Source organism: Hymenobacter persicinus, from assembly GCF_004167665.1.
In the GTDB taxonomy this organism is placed as follows: domain Bacteria; phylum Bacteroidota; class Bacteroidia; order Cytophagales; family Hymenobacteraceae; genus Hymenobacter; species Hymenobacter persicinus.
Window position 1 is genome coordinate 15228 of sequence record NZ_SEWE01000030.1, and the last position, 19911, is coordinate 35138.

Below are 19911 nucleotides of genomic sequence, written 5' to 3' on the forward strand. Positions count from 1 at the left end.
TTGTCATATGTAGCTTATGATTGTTCGGAAACTTTTTCTGTCGTTGGGGTTGGTCGTGAGCGGAATGGGCATAGCGCAGGCGCAGCACGCTATCTGGGCCGCGAAAGTGGTGGCCGTGTCTTCGCAGAAAGCCGAGGGCAAAGAAGCCTTCTCTCCCGAAAAAGTCCTGGGCGAGCCCAACGCCCTGCCCCTGGGCCAGATCAACAACGACGCCTGGATTCCCAAGAAGGAAGGCAGCAACGAGTTTATTGAGGTGCGATTTGGCAAGTCGTTGATTGCCAAGCAGGTGACGGTAGTCGAGAACTTCAACCCCGGCTCGGTTACCAAAATCGAGCTCGTCGACACCCGCGGCAACAAGCACCAGATCTACGAAAACACCAGCCCGGGCCCGATTCCCGAGCAGTTTCGCTCCCTGCAGGCCACCTTCGCCGCTGGCACCTACCGCACTATCGGCGTTATCGTAACCATGAACACCAAGGCCGTCAACGGCGTCAACCAGATTGACGCCATCGGCATTGCCGACGTGGCCGAGGTGATGGTGAAAAAGGAATTTGTGGCCGCGCCTCCCGAGGGTGGCGTCAGCTTCGACTCCTCGATGGTGAACCTGGGTCCGAACGTCAACTCGAAGTACGTCGACACCCACCCGGTTATCACCCCCGACGGCAAAACGCTGTTTTTTGCCCGCCAGAACAGCCCGCAGAACGTGGGCGGCGCCAAAGATGCCCAGGACGTGTGGTATAGCACGCTGGCCAATGCCGCCAAGAAGTCCTGGAACCAGGCCAAGAACATCGGCGGCCCCATCAACACGCCCGGTCCCAACGGTCTGGCTTCGGTATCGTCGGATGGCAACAGCGTGGTCTTGATCAACGTGTACCGACCCGATGGCACCCTCGACCCGAAAGGGGCCAGCATCTCGCGCCGCAGCAAAACGGGCTGGGGCATGCCGGTCAAGATTGAAATCGAGGATTTCTACAACGACGACCCCGAGCACGTCGACTATTTCCTGGGAACCTCAGGCAAAGTGCTGCTGATGGCCGTGGCCCGCAAAGACGGGCAGGGTGAGCAGGATATCTACGTCAGCTTTCTGCAGCCCGGCGGAAGCTGGTCGCGCCCCAAAAACCTGGGCTCTTCGGTGAATACCAAGAAGCCCGAGTTTGCCCCCTTCCTGGCAGCCGACGGCAAGACCCTGTATTTCGCCTCCGAAGGCCACGGCGGCTACGGCAACGCGGATATTTTTTACTCCAAGCGCCTCGACGACACCTGGACCAATTGGAGCAAGCCCCGCAACCTGGGAGCCAGCATCAACTCCCCCGACTTCGACGGCTACTTCACGCTGGCCGCTTCCGGCGAAGACGCTTACCTGGTCTCGTCGCGCAAGGGCATCGACAACTCCCGCGACATTTTCCGCATCAACCTCACGCCCCAGTTTAAGCCCGAAGTGGTGACGTTGGTGCGGGGCCGAGTGCTCGACGCGGCCACGCAGAAGCCCGTGGCGGCCACCATCCGCTACGAAAACCTGCTGACCGGGGAAGAAATTGGGGTGGCCGAAACCAGCCCCGTAGATGGCTCCTACACCATCGTGCTGCCCTCGGGCTCGCACTACGGCTACCGCGCCGAGGCCAACAACTACTTGGCGGAAAGCGACAACCTGGACGCTACCGACAAGCAGAAATACAGCGAAATCACCCAGGACTTGTTTCTGGTGCCATTTGCTGTGGGTTCGACGATCAAGCTGAACAACATCTTCTTTGCCCAGAGCAAGTACTACCTGCGGGAGAATTCCTATCCGGAACTGCTGCGCCTGGTGCGCATTCTGCGCGACTACCCGAGCGTGGAAATCAAGCTCGAGGGCCACACCGACAACCAGGGTGACCCACTGCTGAACGTGAAGCTGAGCCTGGACCGCGTGAATGAGGTGAAAAAGTACCTCGTTTCGAAAGGCATTGCCGGCACCCGTATCACCACCGAGGGTTTCGGCGGCTCCAAGCCTATTGCCAGCAACGACCAAGAAGAAACCCGCAAGCTCAACCGCCGGGTAGAATTCCGGATTACGAAGAAGTAAGCCGGCCTATCTTCGGGCAACGCAAAAGCCCCGACGTAGCAGTACGTCGGGGCTTTTGCGTTGCGGCTTAACCTGACGGAAGCTTAGCTCAGGCGGCCTTCCTCGCGGCCGGGTTTGGCGCTGCCACCCTGGCCGCCGGGGTTGGCAATGGAGTCGCGCATGTCGGTGTCGGCCTGCACATTGCGCATTTTGTAGTAGTCCATGATGCCGAGGTTGCCGGAGCGGAAGGCGTCGGAAATGGCTTTGGGAATCTCGGCTTCGGCGTCCACCACGCGGGCTTTGGCTTCCTGGGTTTTGGCGCGGTTTTCCTGCTCCACGGCCACGGCCATGGCCCGGCGCTCCTCGGCCTTGGCTTCCGCCACTTTCAAGTCGGCGTTGGCTTGGTCAATCTGAAGCTTGGCGCCGATGTTGGTGCCGATTTCGATGTCGGCAATGTCGATACTGAGAATTTCGAAGGCCGTGCCCGCGTCGAGGCCCTTGCTGAGCACGAGCTTGGAAATCCGGTCGGGGTGCTCCAGCACTTCCTTGTGCGATACCGACGAGCCGATGCTGGTCACGATGCCTTCGCCGACCCGGGCCAGGATGGTTTCCTCGCCGGCCCCGCCCACGAGCTGGGTGATATTGGCCCGCACCGTAACCCGGGCAATGACGATAAGCTGAATGCCGTCCTGGGACACGGCCGCCACGTTGGGCGTGTTAATCACCTTGGGATTGACGGACGTCGTGACGGCCTCAAACACGTTGCGGCCCGCCAGGTCGATGGCCGTGGCCTGCTTGAAGGTGAGCGGGATGTTGGCCTTATCGGCCGAAATCAGGGCTTTGATAACGCTGGGTACGTTGCCGCCGGCCAGGTAGTGAGTTTCCAGTTCGTTGGAGCTGACCTGCAGGCCGGCCTTGGTGGCCGTAATCAGCGAGTTGACAATCAGCGTGGGCGACACCTTGCGCACCCGCATCAGCACGAGCTGAAACAAGCTCACGCGCACCCCGGAGAAGATGGCCGTAATCCAGAGGCTGATGGGGAAAAAGTACAGAAAGACGAGCAGGGCAACGCCGGCAATGGCAACCGGAACGACGGGAAAATTATTCATGGAGAGAGGGAAGGTTGGCGGGCAAGGTGGCGCTTAAATCGGAGAAATAATAGCGGAACAGGCAAGCCGCCGCTTAGCCCACGGCCTCCACTACAATCCGGTTCTGCTCGATGCGCAGTACCCGCACCTCGGCGCCGGTGGGCACAAACTCGCCCCGGGTCACGACCTCCCGGCGGTGCTCGTCGAAGAGTACCGTGCCCGAGGGCCGCAGCGCCGACAAAGCGCGGCCGGTGGCGCCGGGCTGCACGTCGGGCAGGCGGGCGTCGCGCACGTGGCCGTCGTGGACGTCGTTGAGCGCCAGCCGGGCCATATTTTTGGGCCGCAGGCCGATGTAGAGAATAATGCCCGCCAGCACCACGGCCGTAATCAGCGTGATGTGGCCGGCGCTGGGGCCCAGGTCGCGGTAGCCAAACCAGATGCCGGCCGCCAGCAGCGCAAAGCCCACCAGTCCGACCACCGTGGTGCCCGGAATAAACAGCACTTCCGCAATCAAAAACAGCAGGCCGAAAAGCAGGAGCAGGGCAATGCTTATCCAATCCATGGGGCAACGTTGAAAAGGTGAGGCTGCGGGAAAGATACGCAGAAACCGACGGGACTAAAGCAGCTAGTGCGTAGCTTCGTCGGAGGCCCGGCCGCGCGCCCGAGGCTGCCCCAAACACGTCGTACCCGTATGCCGGCCCCCGTTTCCGACCCGAGCTCTTCCGCCCACGACCTGCTGGCGGCCCTGCTGCGGCAGGTGCCCTTCCTGACCGATGACGACATCACTGCCTTCGTGGGGCTGTGGCGCAAATACGCCAGCCTGAAGCGCGCCGACTTCCTGATTCAGGCCGGGCAGACCGAGCATCACCTCTACTTCGTGAACGAGGGCGCCCTGCGCATCTATTACCCGAGCCGGGCGGAGGAAATCTGCGTGGGCTTTGCCTACACCAACACGCTGGTGTGCTCGTTTCCGTCTTTCGTGGCCGGGCTGCCGTCGGAATACTGCATCCAGGCCCTGCGCAAAAGCGAGTTGATTGGCATCAGCCGCACTGACTTTACGGCCATAATGGAGGCGCGGCCCAACTTCGCCCGGTTTTGGCGGCTGGAACTGGAGCGGGCCGTAATGGGGCGCATCGAGCGGGAAATTGATTTGCTGCTGCCCGAACCCGAGCGGCGCCTGGAGCGGCTGCTGGCCCGTAGCCCCCACTTGTTTCAACTGGTGCCCAAGAAGTACATTGCCTCCTACCTGCGCATGACGCCCGAAACCCTGAGCCGCCTGCGTTAAATCTTGCTTCCAATCAAGGTTTGGCACGGCCGGGCGAAAGAGCTTTGCCTATCTCTACCCCAGGCTCTTCTCGTTATGAACGCCAGCACTTTTATCCGCACGCTGCACCAACGGGTGCAGCACCTTCACGCCACTGTCAGCGCTGATTTTGCTCCCCTGGACGCCGCCTTGCTCAACTTCAAGCCCGGCCCCGACAGCTGGAGCATTCTGGAGTGCCTGGAGCACCTAAACCGCTACAGCCGCTACTACAACGCCCAACTAGCCCAGGCCCTGGCTCAGCCCGTGGCCGCGCCCCCGGCCGAGTTTAAGTTCAGCTGGCTGGGCCGCAAGTCCATCGAAACCGTGCGTCCCGAGAACCGCAAGCTGCAAAAGACGCTGGCCCGCATGAACCCCAACCAAAGCCGGCTGGACCAAGCTGTCCTGGCGGAATTCCTGGCTCACCAGACTGAGCTGCTGGCATTGCTGGACTGCGCCCGGCAGGCCAACCTGGGCCGCAAAGCCGTTTCGGTCGAGTTTTTCAAGTTGCTTAAACTCAGCATCGGCGACACTCTCGAGTTCGTGGTGGCCCACCAGGAGCGCCACATCCAGCAAGCCGGACGGGTGCACCAGCAGCTGCGCCCGGAGCTGGCGTAGCTGCCGGGGCCGTTGGCGGATACTTTTTCCGGCAAGTGACGTGGTAAGTATTCAGCAGGGCGTGCTCTTAACACGCCAAAAGCCGCGTCCGAAGCCAAATAAGGCATCCGACGCGGCTTTTTAGGCTAGCAGCCCGCAGCTTAACGCTTAGTAGGCGCGGGCGAAGAATACGCGCCGGGCACTGGGCTTGCCGGTCAGCATGTCCACACCTTCCTCGTCGGGCTCGTTCAGGGCCAGGCAGCGGATGGTAGCCTTGGTTTCTTCCTTGATGCGCTCCTCAGTTTCGGAGGTACCGTCCCAGTGTGCCACCACGAAGCCGCCTTCACCTTCCAGGGCCTGCTTAAACTCCTCGTAGGTGTCCACGCGGGTGGTGTGGGTTTCGCGGAAGTGCAGGGCTTTGTTGTAGATGTTAGTCTGAATGTCGTCGAGCAAAGCCGCTACGCTGTCCACGATGTCGGCCAGAGGCAGGTTCATCTTTTGCTTGGTGTCGCGGCGGGCCACCTCCAACGTGCCGCTTTCTAGGTCGCGCATGCCCACGGCAATGCGGACGGGCACACCCTTCAGCTCCCACTCGGCAAACTTGAAGCCCGGCCGCTCGGTGTCCCGGTCGTCGAACTTCACGCTGATGCCGCGGTCCAGCAGCCCCATCTGAATAGGACGGATGCGCTCGGCCAGCTCTTCCAGCTGCCCGGCCTTGTAGATGGGCACAATAACCACCTGAATCGGGGCCAGCTTGGGCGGCAGCACGAGGCCTTCGTCGTCGGAGTGCGCCATGACCAAGGCCCCCATCAGGCGGGTACTTACGCCCCAGCTCGTGCCCCACACGTGCTCGAGCTGGCCTTCCTTGTTCGTGAACTGCACGTCGAAGGCCTTGGCGAAGTTCTGCCCCAGAAAGTGCGAGGTGCCGGCCTGCAGGGCTTTGCCGTCCTGCATCAGGCCTTCAATGCAATAGGTGTCGAGGGCGCCGGCAAACCGCTCGTTTTCCGACTTCACGCCCTTCACTACGGGCAGAGCCATCCATTCCTCGGCAAATTGGGCGTACACATCCAGCATCTGGCGGGTTTCGGCAATGGCTTCCTCGGCCGTGGCGTGGGCGGTGTGGCCTTCCTGCCACAGGAATTCGGCGGTGCGCAGAAACAAACGAGTACGCATTTCCCAGCGCATCACGTTGGCCCACTGGTTGATGAGCAGCGGCAGGTCCCGGTAGCTTTGAATCCAACCTTTGTAGGTGCTCCAGATAATGGCCTCCGAGGTAGGACGGATAATGAGCTCTTCCTCCAGCTTGGCGTTGGGGTCCACGCGCAGCTTGCCGGGGTTGTCGGGGTCGGTTTGCAGTCGGTAGTGCGTTACCACGGCGCATTCCTTGGCGAAGCCCTCGGCGTTCTTCTCCTCGGCCTCAAACATGCTTTTAGGCACGAGCAGGGGAAAATAGGCGTTCTGGTGGCCCGTGCGCTTGAACATATCGTCGAGCTGGCGCTGCATCTTCTCCCAGATGGCGTAGCCGTAGGGCTTGATGACCATGCAACCGCGCACGGCCGAGTTTTCGGCCAGGCCTGCCCGCTTTACCAACTCATTGTACCACAGAGAATAATCTTCACTGCGCTTGGGCAAACTTTTACTCATATTCGGGGTATCTTTGGTAGACGGAATAGTTCCGAAAGCTGGTACAAGAATTGTCTCGGCTTTTGGCACCGTTTAGCCGCCAAATTACGTTAAAAATAAACCGGAGTACCCAGCAGCGGTCAGACAACCATTTGGCTCCGTGGCGCCTCTTCCGGCTAACGGTTCCTTCGTTCTCCCCTTCCGGCCCTCCTTTACGCGCAAGCAGCCATGAAAAAGATCTTAACCGCATTTTTACCGGCCCTATCCCTGCTTACGCTGGGCAGCTGTGCCACTACCTCGCAGCTCACCTCCACCGAGGATGACGGCGTATATTACTCATCCAAGGACCGCACCACGCAGAACGCTACGGCTTCCATAGCTTCTTACGGTCAGCAGGACACTCAACCCGACCGCGGCACCGATGCCAATGCGGGCACCGATGAAGCCGTCAACCCCGAGTACCGCAGCGGCGGCTCTTCCTCGTCGGGCACGGGCAGCACCGCGTACTATGATGACGACTACAGCTACGCAGCCCGCATCCGTCGCTTCAACCAGCCTACGTATCGGGGCTTTGGCTACGGCTACTACGATTTTGCCTACACCGACCCCTTCTGGTACGGCGGCGGTTACTCGCCCTACGGCTGGGGCCCCGGCTACTACGGTTCGTTTTATGACCCGTTCTACAGCCCTTACGCCTACGGAGGCACTTACATCAATATTAACATCGGCTTCGGCCGCTTTTACCGGCCTTACTACAACCCGTGGCGCTACGACTACGGCTACCCGGGCTATGGCGGCTACGGTTACGGCTACGGCGGCTACGGTGGATATTATGATGGCTACCGCAACGGGTACCGCAATGGCCTCTACAGCGGCTATGGCACCTATGGCGGCGGTAAAACCAACTACGGACCACGGCGTGATGGGGCCCGGGAAGCCGTATCGTCGTCGGTGGGCGCTACCAATGGTGGACGGGGCCGCGGCCGCATTGACGAGGGCGGCGTTGCCAACCCCAACGGCGGCGTTACGACCGGCGGTGGTCTGCTGAACGGCGGCAATGGCAATCAGCCGGCCGTAGTGCCCGGCCGGGGTCGGGGCCGGATCATGGATAATTCCGGCAATGGGGCTCCGCAGGATATGCCGGTCCGGCAGCCGATGGGCAGCCTGAACAATGACGGCCGAGAGCTAACCAACCAGCAAATCAAGGACCGGGAAAGACGCCTGGAGCAGATGAACGGCGGTACTGACCAGCCGCGCCTGGATATGCAGCCTGCGCGCGGCCGAGGCCGGGTGAGTGAGAACGGCAATGCCGGCACCGACGTGATGCCAACCACGCCGCAGGACTACACGCAGCCCCGCCGGGGCCGCTACCGCGACATGCAGCCCAGCCAAGCCGGTGGCGGTCAGGAGCAACAACAGCAGCAGCAGCAGCGCCCAACTCGCCAGCGCATGTCGAACAACGACTTCAGCCAGCCCCGCCAGCAGATGGAGCAGCCGATGCGGCAGGAGCGCAGCTATTCGCCGGGCGGTAATTTCGGTGGCGGAGGCGGGGGTGGCAACGACGGTGGCGGTTCCCGCGGCCGGGGCCGCATCCAGTAATCAATCTGCTGGCAATTAACTGAGTGTGAACAGCCGAGCTTTCGGCTACTTCCTTTCTTTGATGAAAAACGTCAAATACTGGCTTGGCTTGGCCCTCACGGGTTTGGCCAGCCACGCCTTTGCCCAAAACGAAACGGATGCGCTGCGATATTCGCGGCTTCAGTTTGGTGGTCCTGCCCGCACGCTGGGAATCGGGGGCGCCAACGTAGCCCTGGGCGCTGACCTGGGCAACCTCAACAGCAACCCGGCGGGTTTGGGCATGTTCCAACGCTCTGAGTTCAGCTTCACACCCGGCCTGGGTCTGGGGCAGACTGAAGCTCAGCCCGTGGGCTCGGGTTCTCGCCTTACCGACAACCGCAATAGCTTCCACATCGGCAGCTTTGGGGCCGTCTTTACCAACCGGCTGGCCGACGACGACAATAGTTCTGACTGGCGCTCGGGCAGCTTTGGAGTGGGCTTCAGCCGGCTCAACGACTTTAATACGCAGTACCGCTACACTAATACGGTAAGTGAGGATCGGTCCTTTTTCGAGCGGCTGCGCAACCCCAACTTGGTTGGCGGGACCATTGATGGAATTGGCGGTACCTACGACGACATTGCTAACCAGTACAACAAAAACGATTACTACTCCCTCGACGGGCTGGCCTACGGGGCGTTGCTGACGGGCTTTTACCAGAAGAAAAAGGACAAGACCCAGGATTCGCTGTCAACTATTCGGCGGACCGGGCCTATTCTGCAGAATGAGACGGTGCTGAGTACGGGCTCCCAGAACCAGTTCGACTTTGCCTATGGGGCCAGCTACCGCAATAAGCTCTACGTAGGGGCTAGCCTGGGCATCACGACGGTGCGCTACAACGAAACCCGCACATTTGAGGAGCAGGAAGCCAACGATCCGACCAATACCACGCCCTTTCTGAGTTTAGTGCGCCGCGACAACCTTGAAACCCGGGGCAGTGGCTTCAACCTGAAAGTAGGCGCTATTTACCGCTTCAACGATGCCCTGCGCGTGGGTGGCTCGATTCAGACGCCCACGTTTATGCGCCTGACCGACAACTATTCCACTTCGCTCGACACCCGCTTTACGGCGGCACCCCAACCTGGCACGCCGCTGTCGGCCTCTGTCAAACTTACGCCGGGCGAGTACACGTATTCTCTCACGACTCCGTTCCGGGCTTCGGGTGGGGCAGCGGTTACCATCGGCAAGCACGGCTTCCTGACCGGGGACGTGGAATACGTTAACTACAACCAAGCGCGACTGGGCAGCGACGAAGAAACGAACAACACCTACACGTTTGACGTGGAAAACAACAACGTGAAGGCACTCTACGGCTCGGCGATGAACCTGCGCTTCGGCGGGGAAGCTCGCTTGGACATCTTCCGGGTGCGCGCCGGCTACGCCCGTTACGGCGACCCATACAAAACCAATGACTTTGACCGGACCCAGCAGTACTTCACCGGCGGCCTGGGCTTGCGGCAAGGCAATTTCTTTATTGATGTGGCTGGCGTGTACGGCCTAGAGAAGCGCTACAGCCAGTCGTACTATCTGGCCAAAAATGCGGCCCCGGTCATCAGCGTTGATGGCAGCCGCTTCACGACTTCAGTCACGGTGGGGACCACATTCTAAGCATTTCACCGAATCATGAAAACAATAAGGGCGCTCCGATGGGAGTGCCCTTATTGTTTTCAGCGGTCTGCTAGATTCTCATTTGGTAATGTGTACTTGTAGCAAAACCGTCGGGACGGGGGCGGTGAGAATGTCCTGCACATATAGTAGACCGTACTTCTTTTCGGTGGTGAGGAAGGCATACACGCGGCCTTTGGCAATCGGGCCCGTACGAGTTTTGGGAGTCAGCTCACTGGCCCCGCCAAAGGCGCTGATGAGTTCCTGCTCCGTGTCGGTGCTGTTGAAGCCGTTTTGATCAATACCCGTGTTGCGGAACTCCGTGGACCGGTTCCAACCCTTGGTGTGCTTGATAATCGGGTCGTTAGGGGCCGCCAGGTAGATGCCAGCAGCATCGGAGGCGTAAACCAAGTCGATGAGGGCCTGGTTGGCGGCGTTGGTGCGCACAGTGTAGCGGGGCAGCGTCAGGCCCGGCAGCAGGGCCAGGAAGCTACGGCGGTTACCGTCGCCGGGCGCCTGGAGTTGGGCCGTGTAGCGGTGGTAGTTGAGGCGCAGGGAATCCGCGTTGCGCAGCTGCAGCCGGAAACCCCGACTCACGCGGTTGCCGTCGACATCCTCGGCTTCGAAGCGCCACTGCTCCCGGCCCGAAGTCGTGCGGGCATTAATCGTGGTTTGCAGCACAAACTCCCTGGCCGAGGCTGGCATAGTCGAATCCAGAAAAGTGAATTCGGGGTCAGCCGGAGCCTTGGTCGCGTCGTAGCCCGCCGGATAATTCAGCGGGTTTTTCACGGGGGCGTAAGTGACAAAAATCCGCACGGCCTTCAGCGGCTTATCTGCGCTGCGCACGTCACTGTAGAGCTTAAACGTGACCGTGTCGCCGGGCGTGCTGATGGTCCGGTCGAAGCTGGTGTAGCGGGTGCTACCCACTAGGTCCAGCCGCGGGCCCGAATCCTGCTTGGAACAAGCCAGCAGGTGGAGCAGGAGTGGGGCAAACAGAAGCAGTCGGTAGCGCATAGAGAACAAAGGTCGGGAGTCCGGGGCGAAGTTTCACGCCGGACTCCGAATTGGCGGCGCCCAGCGGTTCAAGCCAGTTTATGAGCGCATGAAACGGGAAAGTGGTCTTCCTGTAACGTCAAAACCGGGCGGCTATTTCACCCGGCGGCTTCCTCGCTGCCGGCCAGATGAGTATCTTAGCAATACGGGGCAGCGCCCACTGCCGCGGCCGCTCCGGCGCAGGAAAATATCCGCCGGGCTGTTTGTTTCTGACTTTGCCGCGTAGAATGACCTCATGCCTATGCTCCAGATGAAACTTCGCTTCCTGTCCGGAATGATTTTGCTGGCCGGCCTGGCAAGCTGCCAGCGCGAACCGGCAGTCCGCGCCGCGCCGTCGGCTCCCGTGGCTCCCGCCCTGCGCGACTCCCTGCCCGAAACCCCCGCCACCGGCCGGGCCGTCATCCGTACCTGGCACCGGGTAACCCGCCGCACCAGCCTCAATGCGCCGTTGGTGTACCGCCGCGGCCTGGCGCGCCCCTTCGCGGCCGATACGGCTGCCCCCCCGCCCACCGAAGCTCGTCTGCATGATCTGACGCTCAAAGCCAGCGAGTATTTCCAGATTGACCCCCTGCAGCCCGCCGAAGTGCACGGCCGCGAGGGCACCATCGTTCACCTGCCGGCCCAGATTCTGGTCGACGCCCGGCAGGTGCCCGCAACGGGGCCCGTGTGGGTGGAGCTCAAGGAGTGCTACACGCTGGCCGACATGCTGCTTTCCAACCTCTCCACGGTAACGGCCACCGGCGACCTGCTCGATTCGGGCGGGATGGTGCTGGTGCGGGCTTCCGCCCACGGACGGCCACTCCACGTTGCTACGGGTCAGTCTTTCCAGCTTGAAATGCCCTTCGCGCGTCGTCAGAAAGGGATGGGGCTGTTCTACGGCGTGGGGCACCGCCGGCAGCAGCCCACGCACTGGGTGGCTGCCGGGCCCGTAAGCCGCCGGCCGCCGGCTGAGCGTATCGCCACCCAGGCCACTCAGATGCCCAGCTACGGCAATGGTCCGGCCGACATCAACCGGCTGATCCGATATCCGCAGGCGGCACTGGCCAACCAAACCGAGGGCCTCGTGTACGCCTCGTTCGTGGTGGATGAGAGCGGGCAGGTGGTTGCGCCCACCATCTTGCGTGGCCTCGGCGACGGCTGCGACGAGGAGGTATTGCGGGTGCTGCGACAGACCTCCGGGCATTGGACGCCCGCCCAGCAGGGTGGTAAATTTGTGAAGGTGCAGATGACGCTGCCGATTCGCTTTTCCTTCCAGCAGGGACAAATGACCTCCGACCTGGCCGCCGCCCCGCCCCCGGCTATTGACACGTTGCCCACTACCGACGACGACAGCCCGGAGGTAAACCGCGTGGCCGCGCCGGCCGCCGACCACTATGCTTTTCAGGCTGACCGCCTGGGCTGGCTGACTTGTGAGCGGGTGTGGCAGCCCGCCGGCGCCTCCGCGGCCTTAACGGCCAGCGCGGAAGTAGAGCCTACGACCAGCGTGCAGCTGGTATTTCGCGAAAGCAATAGCATTGTGCCAGGACAGCCCCAAGCTGGCGGTTACGTTTTTGCGGGTGTACCGGCCAATCAGCGGGCTGTGGTGGTGGGAGTGCAGTACCGCAATGGCACCCCGTATCTGGCGTTGCAGGAAACCATAACCGGGCAGCGCGAAACCGAAACCCTGGACTTCCGGGAAACCACGCTGGCAGAGTTGGAGAGGGCATTGGAAAAGTTACAGTAGCCGCAGTGACGGAGTAAGTTAGGTGCTGACGGTCAGCAAAAACTGCAAATTTTTGGAACGTCTTGCGTCCTACAATCAGTTTGCTTAATTTTCGCTGTTAGTTGCTTTGTTTGGTCCCGAAATCACCTCGGCCAGGGACCCTGGGCAGCCGCCAATACTCCGCCACTTTTGCTCCTGTTGCATGGGTAAGACGCTACTCCGCGCCGCTTTACTGAGTATTTTTGTGTGTTTCCAAGCTGTTCGTCCCGGGTGGGCGCAGGAGGCCAAAGGCCCTGCCACCGACGTTGGCTTCTACATTGTGGCCCATCAGGATGACTGGCAGCTGTTTATGGGCAGCCACGCCTACGACGACGTGCAACGCCCCCGGGGCAAGGCCGTGTTTGTTTGCCTGACAGCGGGCCAGGCCTACGAGCCCGGCGAAAACTACTGGCGCGCCCGTGAGGCCGGCTGCCGTGCCTCGGTGCAAAGTTTGGCTGATGCCAAGACTCCCCCCACTTCAACTCCGGTTTCGTCTACCGTCCGCATCAATGGCCACACCATTGCCATGATGCGCTATAAGAATACCTCCGCCTACTTTCTGCGTCTGCCCGACGGCAACCTGCAGGGCCAGGGATTCGACCGTTGCAACTTTCAAAGCCTGAAAAAGCTGCGCAGTGGCGAGGGCAGCATCACCGATGTGGAAGGCATCAATACCTACACTTCGTGGGGAGATTTGAGCCGCACGCTGCGCATGATTATCCAGCAGGAAAGCTCCACGGGCAAGGTGTGGATTAACACGCCCGACTCGGAAGACAAGTACAACCCGCGTGACCATTCCGACCACCAGATGGCCGGACGGCTGGCCGCCAGCGCCACGGCCAATACGGAAAGCTGCATGCTGATGTACGTCGGCTACGACGTGGCTTTCCGCAAAACCAACCTGAGCCCGCCCCAGGCCGCTAAGCAGGCCTCGGTTTTTTCTATCTACTGCCAGGGCCTGACCAACGGCGGGCAGGCCACGGCCTGGGACCCCGGTCACCTGCGCTTCATGGGCCGGCAGTATTACCGCACCCGGCATAGCAGCGGGTCGGCGGCAGTGGTGCGCGTCAATGCCATTACTCAGGCCAACACGGGTGTAGAGGAAGCCGACGACGCCCCGGAAGCGGAAACGAGCCTAAAACTGGAGCCCAACTACCCGAATCCGTTCGACCAGGCCAGCATGATTGTGTACCACTTGCCCCAGGCTGGCTTCGTGACGATGCGGATTTACGACCTGCGCGGCAACGTGATTAAGGTGCTGGTGCAGAAAGAGGAAACCGCCGGCCGCCACGAAGTGTGGCTCGAAGTCGACCAGTTTCCCGCCAGTGGCCAGTACATCTGCCAGATTCAGGCCGGCGGCCAGCACCGTGAGCAGCGGCTGCAGATAAGCCGCTAGGCACGCTCTTTCGTCCCGGCCGTTACGGTCGGGACGCTTACTTTTGTTTATGCTTACTTTTTTCCGCCGGAATTTTCCGGTTTGGCTGCTGCTGCCCGTAGCATTGCTGTTGCAGCTCGGCTGTATTTTTCGCGCCTTTGGCGCCATGCTGTTTCACCCCGGCCAGCACCAACTGGTGGCCAGTTTCGACGGGCTGAAGAACTACTTCACTTTCCAGAGCTACCTGCAGCAGCCCTTCGAAAAGGGTCTGGGCTGGTTCGGCAATCTGAACTACCCGTACGGCGACTACCTTTTCTACACCGATAACACGCCGCTTTTCTCGCTGCCGGTCAAGCTATTTTCCCACTACGTCTACGACCTGACGCCCTACGGCCTTGACGTGTACCACGCCCTGCTGCTGAGCGGAATGCTGGTCAGCACGGCGCTGCTGGTGGCCATCTTGCGCAAGCTGCTGCACTATCCGGTGCTGATAGTATTCTTCAGCGTGGTGCTGCCCTGGCTGAATCCACAGACGACCCGGCTGCTGGCCGGACACTACAACCTGTCGTTGAGCTGCGTGATGCTGCTGGCCATCTGGGGCGTATTGCAGGTGTATCAGGCGGCCTCGGCCGGCCGGCCCGTTTGGCGCTGGGTGGCGGCCACGGTGGTCGGCATGGTGGTAGCGGGCTTCGTGCATTTGTACTACCTGCCCATCGTGGGACTATTCACGGGCGGCTTCTTTCTGGCCTGGCTGCTGCTGACCGGCAAGTGGCGGCAGTGGCAGCTCGTGCTGGCCGGCGTGCTCATCACCCTGCTGCCGGTGCTGCTCACGTTCAGCTGCGTGCGGCTCGTGGATGGCTACTACGGCCTGCGCCTCACTGACCCTACGGGCTTCAACTACGCGCCCTGGAAAATGCAGTTTTCGGCCCTTTTCCAGCCCTACACCTACGAAAAGACCCACTTTATCATCGAGCCCGTCGAGCCGGTTTCTTACGAGTCGCGGGCTTACCTGGGTGCTTTTGCCCTGTTCGGGCTGGTGGTGGCCGCGGTGGCCCGACTGGGCTGGCGCACGGCTTGGCAGCAGTGGTGGAATGCGTGGAAGGGCACTTGGCAATTCCGGTTTCTGGGGCTGCTGGGCCTGGCTTCCCTCGTTGGGTTGCTTGCCAGCTTCGGCACTCAGTACAGCCTGGCCGACGATACGTTTGTTGTCAATAACTACCTGAGCGCGTTTTACTACCTGCGCAAAATCACCGAGACGGCGGCGCACTTTCGGGCCGTGGGGCGCTTCCAATGGCCGTTTTTCTGGGCCGTGAACATCAGCGTGCTGGTGGCGCTGGATTACTGGCTGCGGACTGGCGCGTTACGCTTACGTTGGGTTATTGGGGTGGCGCTGGTGCTGCTGGCCTTCCTCGACACGCGCGATACGCTCAAGCACTACCGCACGTCGTTGCTGACCAACACGCTCACCAACACCAGCAACCAACCCGAGCTGAGTTTGCTGACGGCCAACCTCAACCCCGGGCAGTACCAGGCCATTCTGCCCGTGCCCTTCTTCCACGTGGGCAGCGAGAATATGGACCTGACCGTGGACGACGACGACCAGCATTCCTCGCACGCCTTCCAGCTTTCGTTGCGGACGGGCCTGCCGCTGATGGCCAGTAAAATGTCGCGCACCCCGCCGGTGCACGCCCGGGCGCTGCTCGGTATGTTCCAGCCCGGCGACCTGGATTCTGAGCTGCGGGCCAAGCTACAGGCCGCGGGCAAGCCCGTGCTGGTGTTGCTGGATGAGTCGTACTACGACGGCACCCGCTCCATGATTACGGATGCCACTAGCCCCAGCCAGCGGCGCATTATCGAGGCAGGCCCGGCTTTCATTGCCAGCCACCACCTGACGCCGGTAGCGGAAAACGGCAAGCTCAAGCTCTACCGCTGGGACGTGCAATAGCGCGCGTCTAGCGCTTTTTTCGCCGGCCCGTGGCTAGGCTCTTGAGGAAAATGCGCATAAACGTGCTGCCTTCGGTGAGCAGAATCCGCGGATTCAGGGCCGAAAACACCACGCCGGGCTTGAGCTCCACCGGCACGGCCAGCACGCGCATCTGCTTTTGCCGGGAAGCCAGAAAAATCAGCTCCAGATCAAAAAGGTAGCGGTTGGTGGTCGTCTTGAGAAACAGGTCCCGGCCCCCGGCGTTGAAGCCTTTGAGCCCACACTGCGTGTCGCTGACCGGCAGGCGCAGCAGGTTGCGCGTCAGCCCCCGCAGCAGGTTCGACACCCGGCGCCGGGCTTTCGGCACGTGAACGTAATAGTCGGCATCCCGGACCCCCACGGCCAAATCGGCCTTGCCGCTGAGCAGGGTGCGGTACACGGCCGCCACGCTGGGTTCCTGGTAGGGAAAGTCGATGTCGGTGAACAGGCAGATGGGCTCGTGCGTAGCCGCGGCGCCCACGCGCAACGCGTAGCCCTTGCCACGGTTGGCCGGGTACGTAAGGTAGGTGAAGCCGGGTAGTGCGGCCCGCAACAGCTCCACGTCGGCCGCCGCCACGCTCTGCGCCGACCCGTCGTTGACCAAGTATAAGTGCACCTCAGTGCCCACCGGCAGCAAGGGTTGCAGCCGGGCCAGGCTCTCCAGCACGTTGGGGGCCCAGCCGGGGAGCGGGTTGTAACAGGGCACAATCAGCGCCAGCGGCGTGGTGGCTGCAGTCAGGGGCAAAGGGGAGTCGGCAGGTGACAAAAAGAGCGGGGTAAAAGGCACTAAGGTTGAGCTACAAATAACCGACAATTCGGCCGGAAATGTGGTTCAATACGGCAAACCGGAGCGGTTGCTCCGCGCTACAGCTTCACGCACACGTTTTGGGCCTCGGTGAAAAAACGCAGTGCCTCGAGGCCGCCTTCCCGACCCACGCCGGAGTTTTTCATACCCCCAAACGGGGTGCGCAGGTCGCGCAGCAGCCAGGTATTGATCCAGACCACACCCGCGTGCAGGGCGTGGGCCACGCGGTGGGCCCGGTCCAGGTCGCGGGTCCAGATGGTGGCCGACAGCCCGTAGTCGGTGCCATTGGCCCAGTCCAGCACTTCCGCTTCCGTATCGAAAGGCGTGAGCGTGACCACGGGGCCGAAGATTTCCTCGCGGTTGGTGCGGCAATTGGGGGCCAGACCCTCAAACACGGTGGGCTGCAGGAAAAAGCCCCCGGCGCAGCGCCCGTCCAGCCGCACCCGCTCGCCGCCGGCCAGCAGCGTACCGCCTTCCTGCCGGGCCAGCTCGATGTAGGACTGCACTTTCAGCAGGTGGGCCTCGCTCACCAGCGCGCCCTGCCGGGAGGTTTCCAGCAGCGGGTCGCCAACGGTGAGGCCGGCCACGCGCTCCAGGAAAGCCGCCTTGAACTGTTCGTAGATGGGCCGCTCGATGAAAATACGGGAGCCGCACAGGCAAATCTGGCCCTGGTTGCTGAAGCTCGACTGGATGCTGGTGCTCACGGCCGCGGCTAAGTCGCAGTCGGCGAAGATGAGGTTGGGATTTTTGCCGCCCAGCTCCAGGCTCAGCTTTTTAAACATCGGCGCGGCGGTGCGGGCAATGTGCTCCCCGGTTTTGGTGCCGCCCGTAAAGCTGATGGCCTTCACCAGCGGATGCTCCACAATGGCCTGCCCGGCGCCCGGTCCGGTGCCGTGCACGATGTTGAGCACGCCCGCGGGCAATCCGGCCTGCTGGCACAGCTCGCCCAGCAGAAAGGCCGTGGCCGGCGTGATTTCCGAGGGCTTGGCTACCACGCAGTTGCCCGCGGCCAGGGCCGGCGCAATCTTCCAGGTGAACAGGTACAGGGGCAGGTTCCAGGGCGAGATGCAGCCCACCACACCCAGCGGATGGCGCACAGTGTAATTGAGAGCCAAGCCTTCCTGGAAGTGCGTTTCGGAGGCAAAATGGCCGACGCCGGTGCCGAAAAACGCGAAGTTGCTGGCCGCCCGCGGAATGTCGACCATCCGGGCCAGGGCTACGGGCTTGCCGTTGTCACGGCTTTCGGCCTGGGCCAAGGGCTCCAGGTTCTGCTCGATCAGCTCAGCCAGACGAACTAGTAGCCGGCCGCGCTTTTCGGCGGCCAGCGCCCGCCAGGCCGGAAATGCCGCCTGGGCCGCTTCCACGGCTCGGGCCACGTCGGTTGCGTCGGAGTCGGGAATCTGGCCGTAGACCAGGCCCGTGGCGGGCTCGATGTTGGGCAGGTAACGGCCGGCGACGGGGGGCACAAACTGGCCGTTGATGAAATTCTGAAGCTGGAGCATGGGCGGGCGGGAGGAATAGCTGCAAATCTAGCCATTGTAAACCACTACTTTTGTCCCTCCGCCACGCTGGATCCGCGCCCTAATGAACGATAGTATTCTGGAAAGCCCCCTGGTGCGCCGCTGGTTCTGGCCGCTGCTGCTGGGGCTGAACTTTCTGCTGCACCTGCCCTTTTTCTCCCAGCCGCCCAACAGCATCCACGTCTGGCGGCAGAGCAACACGATGGCCGTGGCCCGCAACCTCTACGAGGAGGATATGAACCTGCTGCGCCCCCGCGTAGATCGGCGCAACAACACCGACGGCGTCACGGGCATGCAGTTTCCGAGCTACGAGTGGCTGGTGGCCGTGGGCTATAAAGCACTGGGCTTCCACGAGACGATTCCGCGGGTGCTCAACTGGCTGATTTTTGCCGGGGGCCTAATGGCGTTCTACGGCCTGATCCGGGTGCTGACCGGGTCCCGCACGCTGGCGGCCGTGGGGGCCTGGGGGCTGGGCTGGAGTCCGGAGCTGTTTTATCACTCCATCAATGCCCTGCCCGACATTCTGGCTTTCTCGGCCTCGGTGGCCGGTTTGTATTTCTTTCTGCGCTGGTATGCGGAGCGGCGGAACGGGTTGTTCTGGCTGAGCTTGTTTTTCACCACCCTGGCGGGCCTGACCAAGCTGCAATACCTCGTGATTGGTTTCCCCATTGCCGTGGTCGTGCTGCGCGACCTGTGGCTGCGCCGCCTGAGCTGGCGCCGGGATGCGCTGCCGCTGCTGGTATTTGCCGTGGTGGCCGTGGGCGCCACGCTGGGCTGGTATGCCTACGCCCTGCACCTGATCAAGGTGTCGGGCCTCACCGACTTCGGCCTGGAGGTGCGGCCCACCACCGATTTGGGCGTGGCCCTGCACACGCTCCAGCACAACCTGACCTCCGACGTGCCGGAGCTGCTGCTCAACTATGCCAACTTCCTGCTGCTGGTGCTGGGCCTGGTGCTGGTGGTGGCCGGGGGCAAACGGTATTCCCGCCACCCGTGGTTTGGGCCGGTACTGGCCTGGGCGCTGGCCCTGCTGGCCTACCACCTGATGGAGCTGCGGCAGATGACGGTGCACCAGTACTACATGATTCCCTATCTGCCCGTGTTGCTGCTGCCCGCCATTCTGGGTGCCGGCTGGCTGCTCCGCCGGCCCCGGTGGCGGCCGGTGCTACTGCTGCTGCTGCTGGCGCAGCCCGCGCTGGCCTTTATGCGCATTGCGCCCCCGCGCTGGATGGTGGGCGCCCGCGAAATGCCCGCCGAGCTGTACGACCCCGTCACCCGCGCCCAGCTTACCGCCGCCGTGCCCGACTCCGCCCTGTGCGTGGTGGGCCCGGACGTGTCGGGCTGCACCTATTTTTACTTCCTGCACAAGAAGGGCTTCGGCTACAACGAAACCTCCCACCTGTTTCAGCTGACGCCCACGGGCCAAACTTACCTGGCCAGCTGCATTCAGCGCGGGGCCCGCTACCTCTACACCAACGACACCACCCTGACCCGCAAGCCGGAGTTGCAGCCCTACATACTGGGGCCGGTGCGCAAGGTGGGCCACTTCGAGGTACTGGCCCTGCGGCCCGCAGCCAAGTAAAAA

The 19911-nt window shown here is 62.0% G+C and carries 15 protein-coding genes; 9 read left to right on the forward strand and 6 right to left on the reverse strand.

What is annotated here, in order from left to right; all coding sequences use genetic code 11:
• Positions 1-16 precede the first annotated feature (16 nt).
• Positions 17-2062, forward strand: coding sequence for an OmpA family protein (locus EWM57_RS14010; RefSeq protein ID WP_129921783.1), 2046 nt, complete (start codon positions 17-19; stop codon positions 2060-2062).
• An 83-nt stretch (positions 2063-2145) separates the two neighbouring features.
• Here EWM57_RS14010 and floA read toward each other — a convergent pair whose 3' ends face one another.
• Both floA and EWM57_RS14020 read right to left on the reverse strand, forming a co-directional pair.
• A complete protein-coding gene (gene floA / locus EWM57_RS14015) occupies positions 2146-3150 on the reverse strand; it encodes a flotillin-like protein FloA (protein WP_129921784.1) in 1005 nt (334 codons plus the stop codon).
• A gap of 73 nt (positions 3151-3223) precedes the next feature.
• Positions 3224-3691 (reverse strand): NfeD family protein, encoded by a 468-nt coding sequence (locus tag EWM57_RS14020; protein ID WP_129921785.1) that lies wholly within the window; start codon positions 3689-3691, stop codon positions 3224-3226.
• 129 nt (positions 3692-3820) lie between these two features.
• Between EWM57_RS14020 and EWM57_RS14025 the strand changes: the two genes are divergently transcribed.
• Together EWM57_RS14025 and EWM57_RS14030 are read left to right on the forward strand one after the other, a co-directional pair.
• Entirely contained in the window at positions 3821-4414 is a 594-nt protein-coding gene (locus EWM57_RS14025) for a Crp/Fnr family transcriptional regulator (protein ID WP_129921786.1), read from the forward strand.
• Positions 4415-4489: 75 nt separating this feature from the next.
• Entirely contained in the window at positions 4490-5047 is a 558-nt protein-coding gene (locus tag EWM57_RS14030) for a DinB family protein (protein WP_129921787.1), read from the forward strand.
• A 147-nt stretch (positions 5048-5194) separates the two neighbouring features.
• Here the strand turns inward: EWM57_RS14030 and proS are convergent, their stop codons facing one another.
• Complete coding sequence (gene proS, locus EWM57_RS14035) at positions 5195-6670, reverse strand: proline--tRNA ligase (RefSeq protein ID WP_129921788.1); 1476 nt, start codon at positions 6668-6670, stop codon at positions 5195-5197.
• A gap of 207 nt (positions 6671-6877) precedes the next feature.
• Between proS and EWM57_RS14040 the strand changes: the two genes are divergently transcribed.
• Together EWM57_RS14040 and EWM57_RS14045 are read left to right on the forward strand one after the other, a co-directional pair.
• The gene (locus EWM57_RS14040; RefSeq protein ID WP_129921789.1) at positions 6878-8248 is read left to right on the forward strand and encodes a hypothetical protein; all 1371 of its coding nucleotides are present in this window, start codon (positions 6878-6880) and stop codon (positions 8246-8248) included.
• A gap of 61 nt (positions 8249-8309) precedes the next feature.
• Complete coding sequence (locus EWM57_RS14045; RefSeq protein WP_129921790.1) at positions 8310-9872, forward strand: OmpP1/FadL family transporter; 1563 nt, start codon at positions 8310-8312, stop codon at positions 9870-9872.
• 78 nt (positions 9873-9950) lie between these two features.
• On the opposite strand, the gene EWM57_RS14050 is transcribed toward EWM57_RS14045, so the two are convergent.
• Complete coding sequence (locus EWM57_RS14050; RefSeq protein WP_129921791.1) at positions 9951-10883, reverse strand: hypothetical protein; 933 nt, start codon at positions 10881-10883, stop codon at positions 9951-9953.
• 289 nt (positions 10884-11172) lie between these two features.
• On the opposite strand from EWM57_RS14050, the gene EWM57_RS14055 reads away from it, so the two are divergent.
• The 3 genes from EWM57_RS14055 (at position 11173) to EWM57_RS14065 (ending at position 15983) form a co-directional block, all read left to right on the forward strand.
• Entirely contained in the window at positions 11173-12645 is a 1473-nt protein-coding gene (locus tag EWM57_RS14055) for an energy transducer TonB (protein ID WP_165370517.1), read from the forward strand.
• Positions 12646-12826: 181 nt separating this feature from the next.
• Complete coding sequence (locus tag EWM57_RS14060) at positions 12827-14059, forward strand: T9SS type A sorting domain-containing protein (RefSeq protein WP_129921793.1); 1233 nt, start codon at positions 12827-12829, stop codon at positions 14057-14059.
• Between the two features lie 49 nt (positions 14060-14108).
• Positions 14109-15983, forward strand: coding sequence for a hypothetical protein (locus tag EWM57_RS14065; RefSeq protein WP_129921794.1), 1875 nt, complete (start codon positions 14109-14111; stop codon positions 15981-15983).
• Positions 15984-15990: 7 nt separating this feature from the next.
• Here the strand turns inward: EWM57_RS14065 and EWM57_RS14070 are convergent, their stop codons facing one another.
• The gene (locus tag EWM57_RS14070) at positions 15991-16746 is read right to left on the reverse strand and encodes a glycosyltransferase family 2 protein (protein WP_165370518.1); all 756 of its coding nucleotides are present in this window, start codon (positions 16744-16746) and stop codon (positions 15991-15993) included.
• Positions 16747-16865: 119 nt separating this feature from the next.
• Complete coding sequence (locus tag EWM57_RS14075) at positions 16866-18308, reverse strand: aldehyde dehydrogenase (protein WP_129921796.1); 1443 nt, start codon at positions 18306-18308, stop codon at positions 16866-16868.
• An 82-nt stretch (positions 18309-18390) separates the two neighbouring features.
• Here EWM57_RS14075 and EWM57_RS14080 point away from each other — a divergent pair, with 82 nt between their 5' ends.
• Entirely contained in the window at positions 18391-19908 is a 1518-nt protein-coding gene (locus EWM57_RS14080) for an ArnT family glycosyltransferase (RefSeq protein WP_129921797.1), read from the forward strand.
• The last annotated feature ends 3 nt before the right edge of the window (positions 19909-19911 follow it).